Annotated in this window: 19 protein-coding genes, 1 tRNA gene and 1 other RNA gene; 10 read left to right on the top strand and 11 right to left on the bottom strand. The window is 67.5% G+C overall.

What is annotated here, in order from left to right; genetic code table 11:
• Positions 1 to 240: 240 nt before the first annotated feature.
• Positions 241 to 618, bottom strand: an RNA gene (rnpB, locus tag SH203_RS04540) — RNase P RNA component class A.
• Between the two features lie 79 nt (positions 619 to 697).
• Here rnpB and SH203_RS04535 point away from each other — a divergent pair.
• Both SH203_RS04535 and SH203_RS04530 read left to right on the top strand, forming a co-directional pair.
• Positions 698 to 889, top strand: coding sequence for a hypothetical protein (locus tag SH203_RS04535; protein WP_143275684.1), 192 nt, complete (start codon positions 698 to 700; stop codon positions 887 to 889).
• A complete protein-coding gene (locus tag SH203_RS04530; RefSeq protein ID WP_087119681.1) occupies positions 890 to 1,183 on the top strand; it encodes a type II toxin-antitoxin system RelE/ParE family toxin in 294 nt (97 codons plus the stop codon).
• Here SH203_RS04530 and SH203_RS04525 read toward each other — a convergent pair.
• The 4 genes from SH203_RS04525 to SH203_RS04510 all read right to left on the bottom strand — a co-directional run bounded on the left by SH203_RS04525 (position 1,180) and on the right by SH203_RS04510 (position 5,316).
• The gene (locus tag SH203_RS04525; protein ID WP_087119680.1) at positions 1,180 to 1,941 is read right to left on the bottom strand and encodes an N-acetylmuramoyl-L-alanine amidase; all 762 of its coding nucleotides are present in this window, start codon (positions 1,939 to 1,941) and stop codon (positions 1,180 to 1,182) included. The two genes, SH203_RS04530 and SH203_RS04525, sit on opposite strands and share 4 nt — an antisense overlap.
• A gap of 27 nt (positions 1,942 to 1,968) precedes the next feature.
• Positions 1,969 to 2,292, bottom strand: a complete 324-nt coding sequence (locus SH203_RS04520; RefSeq protein WP_087119679.1) for a hypothetical protein — start codon at positions 2,290 to 2,292, stop codon at positions 1,969 to 1,971.
• Between the two features lie 104 nt (positions 2,293 to 2,396).
• Positions 2,397 to 4,175 (bottom strand): signal peptide peptidase SppA, encoded by a 1,779-nt coding sequence (gene sppA / locus SH203_RS04515; protein WP_087119678.1) that lies wholly within the window; start codon positions 4,173 to 4,175, stop codon positions 2,397 to 2,399.
• A gap of 343 nt (positions 4,176 to 4,518) precedes the next feature.
• Positions 4,519 to 5,316, bottom strand: a complete 798-nt coding sequence (locus tag SH203_RS04510; protein ID WP_087119677.1) for an SIMPL domain-containing protein — start codon at positions 5,314 to 5,316, stop codon at positions 4,519 to 4,521.
• A 214-nt stretch (positions 5,317 to 5,530) separates the two neighbouring features.
• On the opposite strand from SH203_RS04510, the gene SH203_RS04505 reads away from it, so the two are divergent.
• Positions 5,531 to 5,606, top strand: a tRNA-Ile gene (locus tag SH203_RS04505).
• Positions 5,607 to 5,670: 64 nt separating this feature from the next.
• Here SH203_RS04505 and SH203_RS04500 read toward each other — a convergent pair.
• Positions 5,671 to 5,844, bottom strand: coding sequence for a DUF1328 domain-containing protein (locus SH203_RS04500; RefSeq protein ID WP_087119676.1), 174 nt, complete (start codon positions 5,842 to 5,844; stop codon positions 5,671 to 5,673).
• A 149-nt stretch (positions 5,845 to 5,993) separates the two neighbouring features.
• Here SH203_RS04500 and SH203_RS04495 point away from each other — a divergent pair, with 149 nt between their 5' ends.
• The 5 genes from SH203_RS04495 to SH203_RS04475 all read left to right on the top strand — a co-directional run bounded on the left by SH203_RS04495 (position 5,994) and on the right by SH203_RS04475 (position 11,670).
• Positions 5,994 to 6,491 carry a GAF domain-containing protein gene (locus tag SH203_RS04495; RefSeq protein WP_087119675.1) on the top strand — a complete coding sequence of 166 codons (498 nt, stop codon included), beginning with the start codon at positions 5,994 to 5,996 and terminating at the stop codon, positions 6,489 to 6,491.
• A gap of 49 nt (positions 6,492 to 6,540) precedes the next feature.
• On the top strand, positions 6,541 to 7,215 hold the full coding sequence (locus tag SH203_RS04490; protein WP_234989384.1) for an SDR family NAD(P)-dependent oxidoreductase: 675 nt from the start codon (positions 6,541 to 6,543) through the stop codon (positions 7,213 to 7,215).
• Positions 7,215 to 8,108, top strand: coding sequence for a CoA ester lyase (locus tag SH203_RS04485; protein ID WP_200808810.1), 894 nt, complete (start codon positions 7,215 to 7,217; stop codon positions 8,106 to 8,108). Before SH203_RS04490 ends, SH203_RS04485 begins: the two co-directional genes overlap by 1 nt.
• Before the next feature lie 64 nt (positions 8,109 to 8,172).
• Positions 8,173 to 10,851, top strand: coding sequence for a pyruvate, phosphate dikinase (gene ppdK, locus SH203_RS04480; protein ID WP_087119673.1), 2,679 nt, complete (start codon positions 8,173 to 8,175; stop codon positions 10,849 to 10,851).
• A 291-nt stretch (positions 10,852 to 11,142) separates the two neighbouring features.
• Positions 11,143 to 11,670, top strand: a complete 528-nt coding sequence (locus SH203_RS04475; protein WP_087119672.1) for a porin family protein — start codon at positions 11,143 to 11,145, stop codon at positions 11,668 to 11,670.
• Positions 11,671 to 11,739: 69 nt separating this feature from the next.
• Here SH203_RS04475 and SH203_RS04470 read toward each other — a convergent pair whose 3' ends face one another.
• Positions 11,740 to 12,000, bottom strand: coding sequence for a hypothetical protein (locus tag SH203_RS04470; RefSeq protein WP_087119671.1), 261 nt, complete (start codon positions 11,998 to 12,000; stop codon positions 11,740 to 11,742).
• 147 nt (positions 12,001 to 12,147) lie between these two features.
• Between SH203_RS04470 and SH203_RS04465 the strand changes: the two genes are divergently transcribed.
• Positions 12,148 to 13,341 carry a M48 family metallopeptidase gene (locus tag SH203_RS04465; protein WP_087119670.1) on the top strand — a complete coding sequence of 398 codons (1,194 nt, stop codon included), beginning with the start codon at positions 12,148 to 12,150 and terminating at the stop codon, positions 13,339 to 13,341.
• A gap of 16 nt (positions 13,342 to 13,357) precedes the next feature.
• On the opposite strand, the gene SH203_RS04460 is transcribed toward SH203_RS04465, so the two are convergent.
• Positions 13,358 to 14,509: a beta-ketoacyl-ACP synthase III gene (locus SH203_RS04460; protein ID WP_143275683.1), complete on the bottom strand. Its 1,152-nt coding sequence runs from the start codon at positions 14,507 to 14,509 to the stop codon at positions 13,358 to 13,360.
• A 28-nt stretch (positions 14,510 to 14,537) separates the two neighbouring features.
• Positions 14,538 to 16,592, bottom strand: a complete 2,055-nt coding sequence (locus tag SH203_RS04455; RefSeq protein ID WP_234989383.1) for a capsular polysaccharide biosynthesis protein — start codon at positions 16,590 to 16,592, stop codon at positions 14,538 to 14,540.
• Between the two features lie 149 nt (positions 16,593 to 16,741).
• Between SH203_RS04455 and SH203_RS04450 the strand changes: the two genes are divergently transcribed.
• The gene (locus SH203_RS04450) at positions 16,742 to 17,095 is read left to right on the top strand and encodes an endonuclease domain-containing protein (RefSeq protein ID WP_234989382.1); all 354 of its coding nucleotides are present in this window, start codon (positions 16,742 to 16,744) and stop codon (positions 17,093 to 17,095) included.
• Positions 17,096 to 17,328: 233 nt separating this feature from the next.
• On the opposite strand, the gene glyS is transcribed toward SH203_RS04450, so the two are convergent.
• Both glyS and SH203_RS04440 read right to left on the bottom strand, forming a co-directional pair.
• A complete protein-coding gene (gene glyS / locus SH203_RS04445; RefSeq protein ID WP_087119666.1) occupies positions 17,329 to 19,578 on the bottom strand; it encodes a glycine--tRNA ligase subunit beta in 2,250 nt (749 codons plus the stop codon).
• A 156-nt stretch (positions 19,579 to 19,734) separates the two neighbouring features.
• Entirely contained in the window at positions 19,735 to 20,628 is an 894-nt protein-coding gene (locus SH203_RS04440) for a glycine--tRNA ligase subunit alpha (protein ID WP_087119665.1), read from the bottom strand.
• Positions 20,629 to 20,635: the final 7 nt, after the last annotated feature.

Here is a 20,635-nt window from a genome sequence, read left to right as displayed (position 1 = left end):
AGAACAGACGAAGTATTCACAGCCTGTGAGGCGTTCTAACCTTCGTTGAACAGACAATAGGTTAACGGCAGCAAACCCGCCGAAGCCGCGCCAGAACACCGAAATGCGGGGATAATACGAACGCGGATCGAGGCCGCCACAACGCCCGCCGCAACCACCCAATGGGCGTCAAGCAGGCCGAAGGCCGATAGACCCAACAAATGGCCTCAAGTAGCGCGAAGCGCGGTAGGCCAAGAAAAATATGCCAGACGGCCTGTAAGCCGGGTTTTGTTCCGTTCCTGAGAACGGCGACGATCATTCCTCTGGACCGACCATTGCTGATCGGTTCTCGCGACCTACCCGGACATCTGAGGCGGTGAGCCCCGCGAGCGAGCCCGCGCGATGTCCCTATTTGGTCTTGCTCCAGGCGGGGCTTGCCATGCCGTCCCTGTTGCCAGGTCCGCGGTGGGCTCTTACCCCACCCTTTCACCCTTACCGGCCTCGCAAGGCCGGAGGTTTGCTTTCTGTGGCGCTATCCCTCGGGTCGCCCCGGGCGGAAGTTATCCGCCGCCTTTTCACCGTGGAGCCCGGACTTTCCTCGACGGACGCGAAGTCCGCCGCGACCGCCCAGCCGTCTGGCGCGCGCTAGATGCGCCTTGCGACCGAAGGGGTCAATATCGGCGATGCATGATCGCGCCGATTGCGATATGATCGCGTCATGGCCTCCGCTGTTCCGAAATCCACCCACGACGACGAAAAGCCAGTCGAACGCGAGGCGCGGCTGGGGCGCATGCGCGTATTCCTGAATGAAGGTTTGGCCGACATCGCCGCCGGTCGATTCATCGAAGGCGAAGAGGCCGACCGTTGGCTGGAAGGCGAAATCGCGGAAGCAGAGGACTCCGCACGCTGAATGGCGCGTCGATATGCGCTGAGGATCGCTACGCGCGCCCAACAGGACATTCGGCAGGCCAAAGCCTGGCTGATGCAGCCGGGCAGCGGCTTGCGTGGGTCTGCACGCTACAGCAGGATCAATAGAGCCCTGCTTGATCTGAAGGATGCGCCGTTGCGATGGCCGGTCGGCGACTACGGGATGCGTGAGAGGCCGGTCGAAGGTCACTGCATCTTCTATCAGGTCGATGAGGCCGCTCGGCGTATCGCAGTGATCCGGGTTTATGGCCCCTTCCAGGACCGATCCGAACCCTAGTTCAGCACGCCCGTGACGCTTTCGGCGCTGGCGAGTTGGAGCAGGCCGACCAGGCGGGCGCGGGTTTCGCCGTCGGCGACGCCGTCGACGCGGCCGGGACGCCAGTGGCGCTGGAAGGCGCGGACGGCGGTTTCCGTATCCGCGTCATAGTCGCCGCCGGGCGTCAGGCCATAGCCCAGCCGATGCAGGCCGGCGCGCAGGACGATGACGCCGATGCCCTGATCCCCCTTCTGCAACAGCCCGCCCAGGGCCTGGATGCGTTCGGGGGCCGGTTCGAACCACAGGCCATGCCCCGCCTCGGCCAGACGTTTCCAGGGGAACCGTTCGCCGGGGTCTTCCTTGCGATCCGGCGCCAGATCGGAATGGGCGATGATCCGGCCGTCGGGAATGGTCCAGCGGCTGCGGATGTCGGCGACCAGGGCGATTACAGCCGCGATCTGGGCCTCGGGAAAGTCGCGATAGCCGAACTCGTGGCCCGGATTGACGATCTCGATGCCGATCGAGGCCGAGTTGCAGTCGTCCTCGCCCTGCCAGACGCCGCGACCGGCGTGCCAGGCGCGGCGTTCCTCGGGGACGAGCTGGAAGATGCGCCCGTCCTCCTCGACCAGATAATGGGCCGAAACCTTGGCCTCGGGGTCGCGCAGACGCGCCAGCGCGGCCTCTCCCGTCTGCATCCCCGTATAGTGCAGAACCAGCATGTCCGGCGGCGCACGGCGCGCGTCGAAATTGGGCGAAGGCGCGTCGATGGAGGCGATCATGGGAAGGCGATCATGGAAGGCGTCGGCTCAGCGGCCGTTGCGCTCCCAGCCATAGGCGACCCAGGCGCCGTCAACCTTGTGCGCCTCGATCAGGTCGGGATCGCCGGCGCGACGGCGCGGCGTCATGTTCCGCCGCGTCCGCATGACCAGACCGACCAGGAAGACCAGCACCCCGGCGAACAGGGCGATCACCGCCACCGCCGCCGCCGTGAAGACGGTCAGAACCGCGCCCACGGCCATGGCCGCGACGGCCGCGATCATGCCGGCGAGCCACATCACCGAGGCGACGATGCCGTTGGGGCGGCGACGGGCGGCCAGACCGAGGCTGGCGAGACGTTCAGGCTGGAACATGGATAATCCTTTCAGGCGATCCGGGGAACGCCTGAACCGCAATGTCGGTCCATCGGGCCTTGCGGTCAATGGACTGCGGCGCACCGCCGCGCTCTCGCCCTCCGTCAGAACATCGGCTGGTCGGCCAGGACCACGGCGCCCTGGCTGCGCATCCGGTCGCTGTTCACCCGCTGCATCACCGCCTGGGCCTGGGGATCGGCCATCACCCCGCCCAGCATGACCAGGGCCTTGGCGGCCTCGGTCTGGACGCCGAACATCTCGGAAATGGCCTCCCACGGCGACTTCTCCTTGGGGAAATGCTTGAAGCGCACGGACTGGTCGGCGGGGATTTTGGCCAGCGCCTTCGCCTTGGCCACCGCCTCGGTCAGGCCGCCCATCTGATCGACCAGCCCCAGCGGCAGGGCCTGGGCGCCGGTCCAGACACGGCCCCTGGCGATTTCGCGCACCCGTTCGGGCGACAGTTTGCGGCCCGTCGCGACGCGGCTGATGAAGGCGTCGTAGATGCGGTCCATCTGGCCCGAGAAGGCCGCGCGCTGGGCCGGGGTGAAGCTCTGGCCGGGCGAGAAGGCGTCGGCGTATTCGCCGCCCACCGTCAGGCCGCGCATGTCGACTCCGAACCGACCCAAGGCGTCGGCCAGAACGAACTTGCCGCCGAACACGCCGATGGAGCCGGTCAGGGTGGTAGGCTGGGCCACGATCCAGTCGGCCTCCGAACTGACCCAATAGCCGCCCGAGGCCGCATAGGCGCCCATGGAGACGACCACCGGCTTGCCCGCCGCCCGCGCCGCGCGCACGGCAGCCAGGATCTGTTCGGACGCCTCGGGCGAGCCGCCGGGCGAGGAGACGCGGAAGACGATGGCCTTCACGTCCTTGTCCTCGATGGCGTCGTAGATGGCCTCGGCCGTGTCGTCGGAATGGATGGAGGCGCCGCCGCCGAAGCCGCCCCCGCCGCCCCGGCCGGTGACGATGGCCCCCTCGCCGCCCACGATGGCGATGGCGTTGCGGCCCGAGCCTGTGCGTTCGCCCTTCTGGCTCAGATATTTGCCGAACTCGACGATCTCGGCGCCCCGGCCCGCGCGGGCCTTGACGGCGATCTCGGCTTCCTCGACCTGGCCCACCTTGTCGATCAGCTTGCTGGAAAGCGCCTGATCGGCCGTATAGGGGCCGGCCTCGACCAGGGTCTTCAGCGCCGGGGCCGTGGTCTTGCGGTCCTTGGCGGCGTTAGCCAGGGCGGTGTCGTAGATGGAGGTCATCCAGGCGGTCATGGCCTCGCGGTGGGGGCCGGTGTAATCGCTCTGGGTGTATTCGTTGACGGCGTTCTTGTATTCGTAGCGCTGCTCGAACTCGGGCTTCACGCCGTATTTCTGGAAGGCGCGGCCCAGGAACAGGTTGTCGGCCGAGAAGCCCACGGCCTGGAAGCCGGCGGTGTTCTGCATCCACAGCTCGGACGCCGAGGCCCCGACCATATAGGTGGACATCACGGCCCCTGCGGGCGCGAAGCCCTGGCTGTGGGCGATGACCGGCTTGCCGGAGTTGCGGAAGCGATGGATGGCCTGGCGCAGTTCGTCGGCGGTGGCGGGGGTCATCCCGCTTTCGGGCAGGCGGATCAGCACGGCCTTGACGCTGCTGTCGCCCTGCGCCTGATGCAGGCCGTCGACCACCTGGGTCAGGGCCAGGCCCGAACCGCCGAAAGCCGCGAACGGATTGGACGAGGGCTGGTCGGTGATCCCGCCGCGCAGATCCAGCTCCAGCACCGTATTGACCGGGATCGTCGGCTTGGACGACGAGGCGACGGCGACCGTCAGCAGGACCACGGGCACGACGACCACGAACAGGATCAGCCCGGTGAAGACACCCAGGACCGTCAGGAAGAATTGCTTCATCGGATGAGAAAACGCGCGCTCGCAGGCCGGAAATGGCCGAGCCAGCATAGGGGGCGCGCCGCCGCCGTCAAATGAAGCTGTCGCAGAATGCGACCGTGGGTGGCTGGCCACGTCGCAATGCGACCAAGGCGGTTGAAAAAAAGCGCGTCGTCCTTCCGGGGCGTCCAAAGGACGAACCCGGAATCCAGGGGGCTTTTCCGGCTCGATGAGCATCCGGCGCCGTGACGGCGGCCCTGGTTTCCGGGTTCTTCGCTGCGCTCAGCCCCGGAATGACGGCGGGGCGTTCACCATGCAAAAGGCCCGCCGTCGCCGGCGGGCCTTTCCTTCTTACTCGCCGATCAGATCAACGGCCGATGTCGTAAACGCCCGTGATGTCGATCCTCACCGTCAGTTCGCCGGCCGACACCGGGGTCGCCGAATCGGCCGAGGCCATCTGGGCGCGGGCGAACATCGGCATCGGCGGCTGGGGCGCATAGCCGCCGCCCTCGGTCAGGTTGCGGATGCCCGACAGCGGGACATTCAGCGCCTGGGCGTACAACTGGGCCTTGGCCTGCAGGTTGCGGACGGCCAGCTGACGCGCCTGGTTCTCGGCCGCCGTCGGGTCTTTCAGGCCGAAGCTGATGCCGTCGATCTGATTGACGCCGGCCGCCACCACGGCGTCGGCCGTCGTTCCCACCTTGGTCAGGTCGTTGATGACCACCGTGACGCGGTTGACCGCCTGATAGCCGCGCAGCTTGGGCGGCTCGTTCTGCTGATAGTCATACTGGGCCGACAGGTTCAGGCCCGAGGTCTGGATGTCGCGTTCGGCGATCCCTGCGCGACGCAGGGCGGCGACGACCCGCGTCATCTGGGCGGCGTTGTCGCGCATGGCGGCCTGGGCGGTCGGAGCCTCGGTCTGGACGCCGAAGGTGATGGTGGCCATGTCGGGCGCGGTCTTGACCTCGCCATAGGCCGACAGGTTCAGCGACGGCGCGGGCTGCATCATGTGCATGGCTCCCATGGACGGTTCGGCGGTCTGGGCCATGGCGCGCGGCGTGGCGGCGGCCATGAAGGCGGCGGCGGCGACCGCGCCGCCCAGGGCCAGCGTCTTCAACGCGGGCGTGGTCAGGCGTTTGGCGGGGGCCGTCAGGGTGCGGGTCATGCGGTTCGTCTCCGTATTCGATCCAGAAGCGACGGGCTCGTCGATCCGTTGCCTGGACCTTGGCCGTTCTCGGCTGAATGAACGCCTGTCGCGCCTTTGCAGTTTCCGTTCATCTTCGTGAATTCGACGAAAGATGCGCTTCCGGCGCGCCCTCGCTTGGCAAGCCGCGTCCGCGCCTGCTAGGCGAGACCTCTTCCGCCGAGGCGCGCCTTGGGGGCCTGTAGCTCAATGGTTAGAGCCGACCGCTCATAACGGTCTGGTTGGGGGTTCGAGTCCCTCCGGGCCTACCACCCTCCCTCAAACGAAAACGGCGGCCCCGAGGAGCCGCCGCATCGGATCGAAATGACCTGAACGTCAGGTGACTTTCTTGGCGACGGTGAAGCCCAGCACCAGGAAGACCGCGAAGACGATCAGGGCCACGACGAACAGAAGTTTGGCGATGCCGGCCGCCGCGCCCGCAATACCGCCAAAGCCCAGCAGGCCCGCCACGATGGCGATTACTGCGAAAATCAAAGCCCATTTCAACATTGTGTTCTCCTTTGAGGGCACAACGACAGTTGTCAGGGCGGGTTCCGACGCCGCCCAGGAAATCACGGACGCACGCGGGCCGCACGCCTGCCCTCCCCTTGCCGGGCGGACGGCCCTATATGGGCGCCTGATCGCTTTCGGAGTCTCCCATGGCCTATGTCGCCCGCACCGACCGCCCCGCCGACAAGGCCGCGCGCTATGCCGAGGTCGAGGCCGAAATCCTGGCGGTGCTGGACGGCGAGCCGAATGTCACGGCGCGGATGGCGACGGTGGCCTCGATGCTGGCCGACGCCTTCGAGCATTATTTCTGGACCGGCTTCTATGTCGTGGCCCCGGACAAGGCGGACGAGCTGGTGGTCGGGCCCTATCAGGGGACGCTGGGGTGCCTGCGCATCGCCTTCGGGCGCGGAGTGTGCGGGGCGGCGGCGGCGACGGGCCGGACGCAGCTGGTCGAGGACGTCCACGCCTTTCCCGGCCACATCGCCTGCGACAGCCGCTCGGCCAGCGAGATCGTGGTTCCGGTGCGCGATGCGTCGGGCGCCCTGATCGCCGTGTTCGACGTGGATGCGACGACCCCGGCCGCCTTCGACGCCGAGGATCAGGTCGCGCTGGAGCGTCTGATGGCGCGGGTGTTCGCCGCCGGTTGATCCCGCCGTGTCCGGCTCTATGGTCCCCGGCGAGAGGAAGGATCGGACGATGCAGCGGACAGTGGCGATCACGGGCGGACACGGCGTCCTGGGGCGGGCGGTGCTGGCGGCGGCGCTGACGGCCGGCTGGCAAGTCGCCGTCATCGACCATGCGGCGGGCCACGCCGTGCCCGAGGGCGTGCTGGAGATCGGCGGGATCGACCTGACCGACGCCGATCAGGCGCAGAAGGCCGTGGACATGGTGATCGCACGGTTCGGGCGGCTGGACGCCCTGTTGAACATCGCCGGCGGCTTCGTCTGGCAGACGACCGACGACGCCGCGCCGGCCTGGGACCGGATGCACGCCCTGAACGTGACCACGGCGCTGAACGCCAGCCGCGCCGCCCTGCCCGCGCTGAAGGCCGCGCCCGAGGGGCGGATCGTCAATATCGGATCGGCCGCCGCGCTGAAGGCCGGGGCCGGCATGGGGGCCTATGGCGCGGCCAAGGCCGGGGTCCACGCCCTGACCCAGGCGCTGGCGGAGGAGCTGAAGACCACCACCGTCACCGTCAACGCCGTCCTGCCGTCGATCATCGACACACCGGCGAACCGCAAGGAGATGCCCGACGCCGACCCGGCGACCTGGGTCGCGCCGGCCGATCTGGCCGCGGTGATCCTGTTCCTGGCCTCGCCCGACAGCCGGGCCATGACCGGCGCCCTGGTGCCCGTCACGGGCCGCGTCTGATGCGCAGCGACCGGGTCCGCAGCGTCCTTTATCTGCCCGCCTCCAATGCGCGGGCGATCGAGAAGGCGCGGACGCTGGATTGCGATGTCGCCGTTCTGGACCTGGAGGATGCGGTGGCGCCCGAGGCCAAGGCTGGCGCCCGTGACGCCGCCGTCGCGGCGGTTCGGGACGGCGGGTTCGGGCCACGCCTGGGCGTTCGGATCAATGGCCTGGACACCGACTGGGGGCTGGACGACCTGACGGCGATGAAGGCGGCGGGGGCCACGCTGGTCGTCGCACCCAAGGTGGAGACGCCCGAGGCCGTCCACGCCCTGTCCGCCGACCTGGCCAGGGGCTGCGCCCTGTGGGCCATGATCGAGACGCCGCGCGCCCTCATGGCGCTTGCCGACATCGCCACGGCGGACGGCGCTCTGGACGGACTGATGCTGGGCGTCAACGACCTGGCCAAGGCGCTGGGAACCGGCGTGTCGCCGGATCGCGAGCCGTTCAAGCCGTGGCTGGCGCTGCTGGTCGCCGCCGCCCGGGCCAACGGCCTGCTGGCCATCGACGGGGTGTTCAACCGGATCGACGACACGGACGGCCTGGCCGCCGAGGCCGCCCAGGGGCGGCTGTACGGCTTCGACGGCAAGAGCCTGATCCACCCGTCCCAGATCGCCCCCGCCAACGCCGCCTTCTCCCCGTCTGAAGCCGAGATCGCCCAGGCCCGCGCCGTGGTCGCCGCCTTCGCCGCCCCCGAGGCCGAGGGGCTGGGCGCGATCCGCGTGGATGGCGCGATGGTCGAACGGCTTCATCTGGACCAGGCTAAGGCCTTGCTGGCGCGGGCGGACCACAAACCGTCCCTCCGGTCACGGATTGTTACATCCGCCATTTCCAAGCCGGTCCCGCCGCGCTAGATCGTGCTGCATGTGCGAGCGGGGGCAACCCGCCGGACGATCCGAAAAGCTCAGGGACTGCAAGATGACCAAGTGGGTGTACGGCTTCGGCGGAGGCTCCGCCGACGGCGATGCGTCGATGAAGAACCTTCTGGGCGGCAAGGGCGCCAATCTGGCCGAGATGTCGTCGCTGGGCCTGCCGGTTCCGCCGGGCTTCACCGTCACCACCGAGGTCTGCACCCACTATTACGCCAACAACGAGACCTATCCGGCCGATCTGGAGGCCCAGGTCCAGGCGGCGCTGGAGAAGGTGCAGGGCATCGTCGGCAAGGTGTTCGGCGACGTGGCCAATCCGCTGCTGGTCTCGGTGCGGTCGGGCGCGCGGGCGTCGATGCCCGGCATGATGGACACGGTGCTGAACCTGGGCCTGAACGACCAGACGGTCGAGGGTCTGGCGACCCTGTCGGGCGACCGCCGCTTCGCCTTCGACTCCTATCGCCGCTTCATCACCATGTATTCGAACGTGGTGCTGGGCCTCAGCCACGACGATTTCGAGGAGGTGCTGGACCAGCACAAGGATCGTCTGGGCGTCACCGTCGACACCGACCTGACCGCCGAGGACTGGCAAAAGGTGGTCGCCGACTACAAGGCCGTGGTCGAGCGTGAACTGGGTCACGCCTTCCCGCAGGACCCCAGGGACCAGCTGTGGGGCGCGATCGGCGCCGTCTTCGCCAGCTGGATGAACGACCGGGCGAAATTCTATCGCCGGATGCACGACATCCCCGAAAGCTGGGGCACGGCCGTCAGCGTCCAGTCGATGGTGTTCGGCAACATGGGCGAGACATCCGCGACGGGCGTGGCCTTCACCCGCAACCCCTCGACCGGCGAGGCGCGCCTGTACGGCGAGTTCCTGATCAACGCCCAGGGCGAGGACGTGGTGGCGGGCATCCGCACGCCGCAGAGCCTGACCAAGGTCGGCCGCGAGGAGATGGGCGAGACCGCCCCCTCGATGGAAGAGGCCATGCCCGAGGTGTTCGGCCAGTTCGTGACGGTGGTGAACACGCTGGAGAGCCACTATCGTGACATGCAGGACATCGAGTTCACGGTCGAACAGGGCCGGCTGTGGATGCTGCAGACCCGCAACGGCAAGCGCACGGCCAAGTCGGCGCTGAAGGTCGCGGTCGATCTGGCCGCCGAGGGCGTGATCTCTCAGGAAGAGGCCATCAGCCGGGTCGAGCCGTCGGCGCTGGACCAGCTGCTGCACCCGACGCTGGACCCCGATGCGGCCCGCACCGTGGTCGCCGCCGGCCTGCCGGCCTCGCCCGGCGCGGCGACCGGCAAGATCGTCTTCGACGCCGACGAGGCCGAGCGCGCCGCCGGAATGGGCGAGGCGGTCATCCTGGTGCGCGAGGAAACCAGCCCGGAGGACATCCACGGCATGCACGCGGCGCGCGGCATCGTCACGGCGCGCGGCGGCATGACCAGCCACGCCGCCGTGGTGGCGCGCGGCATGGGCCGGGCCTGCGTCTCGGGGGCCGGTGAAATCCATATCGACGAGGCCCGGGGCGTGTTCACCGCGCGCGGCCGCACCTTCAAGGCCGGCGAGATCATCACCATCGACGGATCGAAGGGCGAGGTGCTGGACGGCGCCGTGCCGATGATCGAGCCGGAGCTGACCGGCGACTTCCAGACCCTGATGGGCTGGGCCGACAAGGTCCGTCGCCTGAAGGTCCGCGCCAACGCCGAGACGCCGCTGGACGCCAAGACCGCGCGCGGTTTCGGCGCCGAGGGCATCGGCCTGTGCCGCACGGAACATATGTTCTTCGACGACAGCCGCATCGCCGCCGTGCGCGAGATGATCCTGGCCGACGACGAGAAGGGCCGCCGCACGGCCCTGTCCAAGATCGCCCCGTTCCAGAAGTCGGACTTCGTGGAGCTGTTCACCATCATGGCGGGCCTGCCGGTCACGGTGCGCCTGCTGGACCCGCCGCTGCACGAGTTCATCCCGCACACGGACGAGGACATCGACGCCCTTGCCGCCTCGTCCGGCATCGACGCGGACAAGCTGAAGCGTCGGGCCAAGGAGCTGCACGAGACCAACCCCATGCTGGGCCATCGCGGCTGCCGCCTGGGCGTGGCCTATCCTGAAATCTACGAGATGCAGGTCCGGGCCGTGCTGGAGGCCGCGCTGGAGGTCAAGAAGACCTCGGGCCAGGCGCCGATCCCGGAGATCATGCACCCGCTGGTCGCCCTGGGTCTGGAGATGAAATATCTGCGCGAACTGACCGACCGCACGGCCAAAGCCGTGTTCGAGGAGGCGGGCGACAGCGTGGACTATCTGGTCGGCACCATGATCGAACTGCCCCGCGCCGCCATCCGCGCGGGCGATCTGGCCGAATACGCCCAGTTCTTCAGCTTCGGCACCAACGACCTGACCCAGACGACGTTCGGCATTTCGCGCGACGACTCCGGCCGGTTCCTGCAAGCCTATCTGGACAAGGGCATCTTCGAGACCGATCCCTTCGTGCGCCTGGACCAGGACGGCGTCGGCGGCCTGATCGAGATCGCCGCCGAGCGCGGTCGCGCCGTGCGGCCCGAGGTCAAGTTGGGCATCTGCGGCGAACACGGCGGCGATCCGTCGTCCATCGCCTTCTGCGAAAAGGCCGGGCTGGATTACGTCTCCTGCTCGCCCTACCGCGTGCCGATCGCCCGCCTCGCCGCCGCCCAGGCCGCGCTGAACATCGAGCGCGAGAAGGATCGGTAGGGGCCACACACCCCGTCATCGCATCAGCGGCGGAACCGCCGATCCTCGGGTCAAGCCCGAGGATGACGGGGGTGAAACCATCGAAAGGGCGGTCTCAGACGAGGCCGCCCTTTTTTCGTGTTCGTCACAAAGCCGCCAATCTTGACGGAACGCCGTGTGTGTCTTGGCGTCAACAGGCATTCGCAGCGTTTGACATCCTCTGGAACAGAAGAGGGCGTGACCTATTTAAGCACTCGCTGGATGGGGCTGATGATCGACCTGGTCATCACATCTAGGAGTTAATAAGAAACAATGCGTAACATTCTTCTCGCCGCCGTCGCCGTTTCCGCAATCGCCGCGCCGGCATTTGCTCAGACCAATCCCGAACCGCGTGGTTACGGCTCGCTGGGCTACACTCATCTTGAAGGCGACAATGCAACGACCGGCGCCGTCACGGGTCGTCTGGGCGTGAACCTGAACCGTTACCTGGCCGTCGAGACCGAAGCTTCGGTCGGCGTCAAACATGACGACTTCACCGTCGCCGGCGTCGATGGCGAGATCAAGCAGGAGTGGGACGCCGCCGGTTACGTGGTCGGCAAGGTGCCGGTCTCCGACAAGCTGGAGCTGTTCGCGCGCGGCGGTTACGGCCACACCGAGCTGAAGCAGAAGTTCCCCGGCGCCAACACCGACGTCGGCGGCGACAGCTGGAACTATGGCGCGGGCGCCAACTACTTCGTGGACGGCGTGAACGGCGTGCGCGCCGACTGGACACGCCGCGACTACCGCGACGACGCGGGCAAGGCCGACGCCTATTCGGTCAGCTACATCCGTCGCTTCTGATCCGAACGATCAGGTCAAATGACGAGGCGCGCTCCGCAAGGAGCGCGCCTTTCGTCTTTTCAGGGGATGTCAGGCGAAGTCGCCGGCCAGGGCCCAGCGTTGCGAGCCCTCGCCGAACGGGCGCACGAACCAGTCGCGATACTGTTCGAAGGCTTCGATGATCTTCTGGCGCAGATCGGGCGGATTGACCGCCTCGCCGCGCTGGCGCTTCATGGCGGCGACGCAATCGACCACCATGTTCTGATGCGCCGAACCGCCCATGCTTTTCAGCACGGCGGCGATGTCCTTGGCCAGGCTTTCCAGCACCTGCTTGGGCGTGTTGTGAGCCATCTGGGATGTCCCCTGTTCTCGACGGGAGAATGGGTGACAAAAACACGTGACAGTTTCAAGCGTGACCGCGAAAGAATCAGCATTGCCACGAATTAACCTGACAGAACGTCGGTCGAAGCCTTTGGTTCTGTCAACAGAGGACAGGCGATGAAAACTTTCGATGCAGCGGCCGCGACGGCCCAATGGCTGGCGACGCTGTCGCCCCAGGAGACGGCCCGCGCGGTCGCCTACACCCACGGATCGCACTGGCTGATCCTGTGGAGTTTCCTGGTTTCGGTGCTGGTCGCCTTCGTCATCGTGCGGATGGGCCTGCTGGTCAGGCTTCGCGAGCGGATCGAGCGGCGGCGTCGCCGCCCGGTGCTGGCCAGTTTCGTCGTGGCCGTGGTCTATGCGGCGCTCAGCTGGCTTCTGACCCTGCCGTGGTCGATCTACGAAAGCTGGTGGCGCGAGAAACAGTACGGCCTGACCAGCCAGGCCCTGGGCGGCTGGCTGGGCGAGGCGGCCATCGGCGCGGCGATTTCGGTCGTCGTCACGGGCCTGATGATGATGGCGATCTACGCCCTGATCCGCCGGGCGCGTCGGTTCTGGTGGGCATGGGCGGCGGGGGTGACGGCGGCCTTCATCGTCGTCGGCCTGGTGCTGTCGCCCTTGGTGATAGAGCCGATCTTCAACACCTATACGCCGGCCCCGAACGGCCCGGTGCGCGACGCCGTGGTCGCCCTGGCCAAACAGACCGGCACGCCGTCGGACAAGATCTTCATATACGACGGCTCCAAACAGTCCGACCGCTACACCGCCAATGTCTCGGGCCTGTTCGGCACGGCGCGGGTGGCCATGAGCGACACCATGTTCAAACAGGGCGCGGACCTGGCGGAGGTGCGCGGGGTGGTCGGGCACGAAATGGGCCACTACGCCCATGTCCATATCCTGTGGACGGTGGGCGTGCTGGTCGTCCTGTCGGCGCTGGGCTTCTGGCTGACGGATCGGCTGTATCCGGTGGCCCATCGTCTGCTGAGGGCGGATCGCGTCGGGGATATTTCCGATCCGGCGGGCCTGCCGGTGCTGGCGCTGGTGCTGGCCTTCCTGGGCGTGCTGGCCACGCCGGTCTTCGCCACCATGACGCGGACGATGGAGGAGGACGCGGATCACTTCTCCCTGGTTCACGCCAATGAACCGGACGGCCTGTCCAGGGCCCTGATCAAGACGGCCGAATACCGCGCCCCGTCGCCCTCGGCGGTGGAGGAGTTCCTGTTCTACGACCACCCCAGCGTCGAGAACCGCATCCGTCGCGCGATGGAATGGAAGGCGGCGCATCCGACCGGCGCGCGCCCGGCCGGCTGACGCCGCCCCTCGGGCGTCAGGCGCGTTTGCGAACGAAGACGGTCCCGGCCGAATAGCCGGCGCCGAAGCTGCAGATCAGGCCCGTCTCGCCCTGCGCGAACCCGTCGTTGTGCAGGTGGAAGGCGATGATCGACCCGGCCGAGGAGGTGTTGGCGTAGTCGTCCAGGATGATGACGTTCTCGTCCGACGACGGTTCGCGCCCCAGCACCTTCTTGCCGATCATCGTGTTCATATTGATGTTGGCCTGGTGCAGCCACAGCCGCTTCAGCCCGTGCGGATCGACGCCCAGCTCGCCCGCGTGATCCACGATCATGTCCGACACCATCGGCACCACGTCGCGGAACACCTTGCGGCCCTGCTGGATGAACAGCTTGTCGTTCTGGACGCTGTCGTCCGCCTGGGGGCTGTCCAGATGGGCGGTGTCGCGCGCATTGCGGTTCAGGAAGCCGAAGTTGTTGCGGATGTTGTTCGAGAAGGTCGTCTTCAGCCGCGTGCCCAGCACGTCCCAGCCGCCCGGCCCCGCCGTGTCGGACGATTCCACGATCACCGCCGTCGCCACGTCGCCGAAGATGAAATGGCTGTCGCGGTCGGTGAAGTTCAGATGGGCCGAACAGACCTCGGGGTTGACCATCAGCACGGCCTTGACCGAACCGCCGCCGATGAAGTCCGTCGCCGTCTTGATGCCGAAGGTCGCCGAACTGCACGCCACATTCATGTCGAAGGCGAAACCCTCGATCCCCAGCGCCTGCTGAACCTCGATGGCGATGGCCGGATAGGCGCGCTGCATGTTCGATGCGGCGCACAGGACGGCGCCGATCTCCGAGACCGGCTTGCCCCAGGCCGCGATCGCCTGACGCGCCGCCTTGACCGCCATCTCGGCCAGGATCGACAGTTCGTCGTTGGACCGTTCGGCCAGGTTCGGGGCCATCCGCTCGGGGTCGATGATCCCGGCCTTGTCCAGCACGAACCGGCTCTTGATGCCCGACGCCTTTTCGATGAACTCGGGCGAGGAATGGGATTTCGCCTCCAGTTCGCCGGCCTCGATCCGGGCGGCGTGGCGGGCGTTCCAGCCGTCGGCCCAGGCGTTGTAGCTGTCGACCAATTCGGCGTTGGACACCGACTGTTCGGGGGTGAAGAGGCCGGTGGCGGCGATGACGGCGTGGGTCACGGGAAGCGGGTTTCCTTTACGAACCCCCTTAATAGGACGGCGGCGGCCTGCGGTCGAGACTGGCGACGATCCCCGCCGCCCAACGCTGCACCTGACCGCGCGGCGCCCTTGGCGTCGGCTGGTCGCGCGCGGCGATCAGCCGGTCCACCAGATCCTCGGCCTCGCAGGGCCAGCCCTCGGGCGTGACATAGAGGGGATAGGCGATCAGGGCGGCGTGGACCAGATGATCGACCGTCGCTCGGCGGCTGCGGCGTTCGAACCCCAGCCGGTCGTCGGTCAGCCCCCATCCGGCATAGAAGGGGCGGCCATAGACCGACACCGCCTTGCCCCGCATCAGGGCCTCGAACCCCGTCAGGGAGGTCAGGGTCGCCACCCGCCGACAGGCGTTCAGGCAGTCCACGATGTCCAGCCCGTCGCCCACCGCATCGACCGAGGCCATGGCCCCGGCGTCCAGCCGCCCCGGCCGGTTGCCCGCCAGAACGTCGGGATGGTTGCGATAGACCAGAAAGGCGTTCGGATGATCGCGCCGCGCCGCCTCGACCAGGGCCGAGTTGGTGTTCAGATCGGCTTCGCAGCCCAGCAGGATCGACTTGTCGTTCTCCACCTGACCGACCACCAGCAGGATGTCGCGATCATTGGGCCACCCGGTCGGCGCCTGCCCCTTCAGATTGTATTTCGACAGGCCCGCATCGACCACGCGGGTCCGCAAGCCCGCCGCCCGCGCCAGCTGAACCGGCGACAGGTCCGACGCCTCGATCAGGGTCTCCAGCCGCGAGGGCCGCGACGGGTCGTAATAGACGCCCTGATCGTCCAGGGCGACCGACAGGGCGCCGACGAAATCGGACCCCAGACCGCGCGAGCGGATGAAGCCGTCCTCCATCCGCACCGTGGGGCCGTCGAAACCGGCGGCGGCCTGGCGCGTCGCCTCGCTCTCCTTGCCCGCCCACCAGATCAGCCGGCCGTCGGTCGCGTTCGCATGGGCGGCGGCGCGCGAGGGCGACATGAAATAGCGCATCGTCGCCTTGGGCGAGTTCAGCAGGCGTCGCACCGGCGGGCGCTTGGCGGGCGCGAACCCGACCGCCGACCACCACCCCGCCAGCCGGTCGGCCCGGTCGCGCAGCGCGATCAACCGTTCCAGCGCCTGTTCGGCCTCGCACCTTTGGCCCGTGACCGGATCGACATAGCGGCTGTAGGCGATCAGGGCGGCGGCGGCGACCTGTTCGATGGACCGCGCCGCGCCGCGCCGTCCGGTCTGGACCGCATCGGTCGTCAGGCCCCAGCCGGAATAGAAGGGCGCCCCGAAACACCGCACCGGCAGCCCCCGCAACAGGGCCTCGAACCCCAGGGCCGAGGTCACGCAATAGACCGCATCCACCGCCGCCAGCAGGTCGGCGGGCCGCACATCGGCGTCGATCAGGGTGACGCCGTCCAGGTCGGTGACGCATCCGCGCTTTCGCCCCGCCGCCACCGCCGGATGGCGTTTGACGATCAGCTGGGCGTCCGGCTCGTCGCGCCGCGCGGCGGCGATCATCTCGTCGAAGCTCCCGGCCGTCGCGAGGCCATGGGCGATGGAGGCGTCCCCAAACGTCTGATCCACGATCAGCACCCGGCGACCGGGCTTCAGCAGCCCGGCGTCCAGCGGCCCGCCCATATTGGTCTTTGACACCCCCGAGGCGACGATCCGGTCGATCAGACCCCGCGCCCGCGCCGCCATGGCCGCGTCGCACCAGTCGTCGGCGCCCGCGATCAGATGCTCCAGCCGGCTGGGCCGCGTCGCATCGTAATAGACGCCGATGTCATCCACGATCAGGCTGAGGCTCGTCGCCCCCGCCTCGCCGATCCCGACCGACCGCAGAAACCCGTCCTCCAGCGCCACATAGGGCCGCCCGTTCTTCCCGGCCCACCGTCGCCCCGCCGCCGCCGTCGGCTTCATCCCCCAACCCAGCACCGCCCGCACATCATCCCCCGACAGGCGCCGCAGGTCGTAATCGGCCAGAAACACGTCGAGGAACGGAACCTTCAACACGCCCGGCGCACACACCCAAGCGGGGATTTTCGAAGGCGTGTCGGTCGGTAGGGTCAAGGCGGGTCCGGTGCAGGCTCGAACGCGGATGTTTAGGACAAACCGCTGAGCATCGCCATAATCCACTCCCTTGAGTGGGTCGCAAACGGGTGGGCGATAATCTCCTCCCCACTCGTGGGGAGGGGGACCGCGAAGCGGTGGAGGGGGTCTTGACGCACGAAGGGTCTGTGTCGCGAGCAAGGGTATTGCGGCGCAGGTTGACTCCGCCGGAGGCTCGGTTGTGGGTCCACCTGCGCCGCCGCGCGCTCGATGGCCTGAAGTTCCGCCGCCAGCATCCGGTCGGCGTCTATGTGCTCGACTTCTATTGCGCCGAAGCGACGCTGGCGATCGAGGTCGACGGCGAAACCCACATCGACCGGGGCGACCACGATGCCCGACGCACACGCTGGCTGGAACGACAGGAAATCGCCGTCATCCGCATTCCGGCGGAACAGGTGCGGGTGAACCTGGATGTCGTGCTGACCTTCATCGCCTCGACCGCCAGAGACCGAATCCGCGGCTAATCGTTCCTGGCTCCTCCCCATTTCATGGGGAGGTGGCGCGGCGCTTCTTCAGCGACGTGACGGAGGGGGTCTCGGCCGCATTGCAAGCGCCTGTGGGACGTCGAAAACCCCTCCACCGCTTCGCGGTCCCCCTCCCCATTTCATGGGGAGGGGACGATGCGACGAAACCTGCCTGCTCCCCGTTCCATGGGGAGGTGGCTCGGAGCGTAGCGGAGAGACGGAGGGGTTCTCCCCTACCCCGCGATCTGGCCGAAGTCCGCGATCTGGCCCATGACGTCGCGCACCTGGCCCAGCAGTTTCAGGCGGTTGTCGCGTTCGGCGGGGATGTCGGAGTTGACCATGACCGCCTCAAAGAAGCCGTCCACCGGGGCGCGCAGGGCGGCGAGGGCCGTCATGGCGGCGGCGAAGTCCTCGGTTTCCAGCGCGGCCTCGACGGCGGTGTGGGCGGCGCCGACGGCGAAGGCCAGGGCGGTCTCGGCCTCGGGTTGGTCCGGCAGACCGGTCTGGACCATGCCGGTCGGCAGGGGGCCCTTCTTTTCCTCGGCGCGCAGGATGTTGGAGGCGCGCTTGTAGCCGGCCAGCAGATTGGCCCCGTCGTCCGTGGCGAGGAAGGCGGCCAACGCCTCCACCCGACGCACGATCCGCACCAGATCGTCGTCGCCCAAGGCGAAGACGGCGGCAACGAGGTCGTGACGCTGGCCTTGGTCGCGCAGAAGAACGGTCAGGCGGTCGGCGAAGAAGGCTGACACCTCGCCCCTAAGGGAATCGAGATCACGCAGCGTGAACCAATCCCCATCGTCTTCCATCCGACTTTGAACCACATCGCCGAAGATATAGTCAGAGGTGATGCGCGCAACGCCCAGATGACGTGTCCATTCTTTCAAGAACGCATCTCTTGCAGGCTGGGGATCGACTATTTCAAAGGTGATGGCGCCATCAGCCTTTTGAACAGCTACAGTTCGGCTTTGCACCAACGTCGTGAAGAGTAGTTGCTCTGCTCTTTCGATGATGGGTCGCAGCTGTACGCGGACCCCATTCTCCAGCACCAGCCGGATCACGCCCAGCGCCGCTCTTCGCAGCGCAAACGGATCCTTTGATCCCGTGGGCTTTTCGTCGATGGCGAAGAAGCCGATCAGGGTGTCCAGCTTGTCGGCCAGGGCGACGGCGACCGTGACCGGGGCGGTCGGCACCGTGTCATTCGGCCCCTGCGGCTTGTAGTGGTCGCGCACGGCGTCGGCGACGGCGTCGGGGTATCCGGCCAGACGGGCGTAATAGCCGCCCATGATCCCCTGCAGTTCCGGGAACTCGCTGACCATGCCCGACACCAAGTCGGCCTTGGATAGTTTCGCGGCCGTCTCGGCCTCGACCGGGTCGGCGCCGACCAGCGGGGCGATCTCGCGGGCAAGCGCCGCGATGCGTTCGACGCGCTCGGCCAATGTGCCAAGTTTGGCGTGGAAGGTGACGCCGGACAGTTTGGCGTTCCAGGCGTCGAAGCCGACCTTCTGGTCCTCGTCCCAGAAGAAGCGGGCGTCGTTCAGGCGGGCGGACAGCACGCGGCTGTTGCCTGCGGCCAGGGCCTTGCCGCCGTCAGTCGCCTCGACGTTTGCGACGACCAGGAAGTTGGGAGCCAGACCTTCGCGCGCCGGATCGCGGACGGCGAAATACTTCTGGTGGACCTTCATCGACAGACGCACGACTTCCGGCGGCAGGGCCAGGAACTGCGGGTCCATGTCGCCCAGGATCGGCGTCGGCCATTCGGCCAGACCCGCCACCTCGTCCAGCAGGCCGTCGTCATCGACCAAAACGAGGCCCCGCGCGGCGCAGGCGGCCCTGGCCTGTTCCAGAATGCGCAGCTTGCGGTCGGCCACGTCGATCAGGACGAAATTCTTTTCCAGCTGGGCGCGGTAGTCGGCGAACTCGCTGACCCGCAAGGGTGCGCCCGAGCCCATGAAGCGGTGCCCCTCGGTGATCGCATCGGACGCGATCCCGTCGATCTCGAACGGAACCACCTTGCCGTCGAACAGGCACAGGATGCGCTTGATCGGCCGCACCCAGCGCAGGCTTCCCGTGCCCCAGCGCATCGACTTGGGCCAGGGGAAGGCGCGCACGATCTGATCCACCGTCTCGGCGACCAGATCGGCGGTCGCACGCCCCTTGGACGACAGGACGGCGAACAGGACGCCGTCACGCTCCACCAGTGCCTCGCGGTTCAGGCCGGTCTTTCGCAGAAAGCCCTCCAGCGCCTGGGGCGGGGCCGAGACCTTGGGGCCCTTGACCTCTTCCTCGCGGTCGGGCGTGGCGGCGGGCAGGCCGTCGATCACCAGCGTCAGGCGACGCGGCCCCGCATAGGTGTTCAGCGCGTCCCAGGTCAGGCCGGCGGCCTTCAGCCGCTCGGACGCCATCCGCTCCAGGTCGCGCGCGGCGCCCTGCTGCATCCGGGCGGGGATTTCTTCGGAGAAGATTTCGAGGAGGAGTTGGGGCATCAGGGTCTCAAATCTGTCCGCTCATCCCCGCGAAAGCGGGGACCCAGCGCTTTGGGCGCAAAACCAGCGCCGTATGGGCTTCAACCGCAATCCCAGACATAGCGCCTCGCGACAGGACTGGGTCCCCGCTTTCGCGGGGATGAGCGGAAATGGAAATCACGCCGTTTTCCGCTCTTGTTCGACGTAAGCGAGGGCGCAGGCTTTGCAGAGTTCGCGGATGCGGCCGATGTAGCTCTGGCGTTCGGCCACGGCGATGGCGCCGCGCGCATCCATCAGGTTGAACAGATGGCTGGCCTTCAGCACCTGGTCATAGGCGGGCAGGACCAGCGGCTGGCCCTGGGGTCCGGTCATGGCCAGAAGGCGCGAGACCTCGGCGACCATGTCCTCGAACCGGCGCTTCAGCCCGTCCACGTCATAGCCGTGGAAGTTGGCCTCGGACTGCTGGCGCTCGTTCTCCAGAAAGACCTCGCCATAGGTCAGCCCCTCCTTGGTGAACTTCAGGTCGTACACATTGTCGACGCCCTGAACATACATGGCCAGACGCTCCAGCCCGTAGGTCAGTTCGCCCGAGACCACATCCACCTCGATGCCGCCCACGCCCTGGAAATAGGTGAACTGCGTCACCTCCATCCCGTCGCACCAGACCTCCCAGCCCAGGCCCCAGGCGCCGACGGTGGGGTTTTCCCAGTCGTCCTCGACGAAGCGGATGTCGTGCAGTTTCGGATCGATGCCGATGGCGGCCAGCGACCCCAGATACAGTTCCTGAAGGTTGTCCGGGTTCGGCTTCAGGATGACCTGGTATTGATAATAGTGTTGGAGCCGGTTGGGGTTCTCGCCATAGCGGCCGTCGCCGGGGCGGCGGCTGGGCTGGACGTAGGCGGCCTTCCACGGCTTCTGGCCCAGGGCGCGCAGGACGGTGGCCGGGTGCAGCGTCCCCGCCCCCACCTCGATGTCATAGGGTTGCAGGATGGCGCAGCCCTGATCGCCCCAATAGCGGTGAAGGGTCAGGATCAGGTCCTGAAACGCGAGCGGCTCAGTCGGGGTGGTCAAATCGGGC

The organism is Brevundimonas sp. SH203 (genome assembly GCF_002157625.1).
Lineage (GTDB): Bacteria > Pseudomonadota > Alphaproteobacteria > Caulobacterales > Caulobacteraceae > Brevundimonas.
This window is presented reverse-complemented; position numbering and strand designations above follow the sequence as displayed.

Coding starts and splice junctions, on each gene's coding strand:
- SH203_RS04475 (WP_087119672.1), top strand. CDS start 11,143: ATGCGTAACATTCTTCTCGCCGCCGTCGCCGTTTCCGCAATCGCCGCG.
- SH203_RS04490 (WP_234989384.1), top strand. CDS start 6,541: ATGCAGCGGACAGTGGCGATCACGGGCGGACACGGCGTCCTGGGGCGG.
- glyS (WP_087119666.1), bottom strand. CDS start 19,578: ATGCCCCAACTCCTCCTCGAAATCTTCTCCGAAGAAATCCCCGCCCGG.
- sppA (WP_087119678.1), bottom strand. CDS start 4,175: ATGAAGCAATTCTTCCTGACGGTCCTGGGTGTCTTCACCGGGCTGATC.
- SH203_RS04495 (WP_087119675.1), top strand. CDS start 5,994: ATGGCCTATGTCGCCCGCACCGACCGCCCCGCCGACAAGGCCGCGCGC.
- SH203_RS04470 (WP_087119671.1), bottom strand. CDS start 12,000: ATGGCTCACAACACGCCCAAGCAGGTGCTGGAAAGCCTGGCCAAGGAC.
- SH203_RS04530 (WP_087119681.1), top strand. CDS start 890: ATGGCGCGTCGATATGCGCTGAGGATCGCTACGCGCGCCCAACAGGAC.
- SH203_RS04485 (WP_200808810.1), top strand. CDS start 7,215: ATGCGCAGCGACCGGGTCCGCAGCGTCCTTTATCTGCCCGCCTCCAAT.
- SH203_RS04465 (WP_087119670.1), top strand. CDS start 12,148: ATGAAAACTTTCGATGCAGCGGCCGCGACGGCCCAATGGCTGGCGACG.
- SH203_RS04500 (WP_087119676.1), bottom strand. CDS start 5,844: ATGTTGAAATGGGCTTTGATTTTCGCAGTAATCGCCATCGTGGCGGGC.
- SH203_RS04510 (WP_087119677.1), bottom strand. CDS start 5,316: ATGACCCGCACCCTGACGGCCCCCGCCAAACGCCTGACCACGCCCGCG.
- SH203_RS04525 (WP_087119680.1), bottom strand. CDS start 1,941: ATGATCGCCTCCATCGACGCGCCTTCGCCCAATTTCGACGCGCGCCGT.
- SH203_RS04535 (WP_143275684.1), top strand. CDS start 698: ATGGCCTCCGCTGTTCCGAAATCCACCCACGACGACGAAAAGCCAGTC.
- ppdK (WP_087119673.1), top strand. CDS start 8,173: ATGACCAAGTGGGTGTACGGCTTCGGCGGAGGCTCCGCCGACGGCGAT.
- SH203_RS04520 (WP_087119679.1), bottom strand. CDS start 2,292: ATGTTCCAGCCTGAACGTCTCGCCAGCCTCGGTCTGGCCGCCCGTCGC.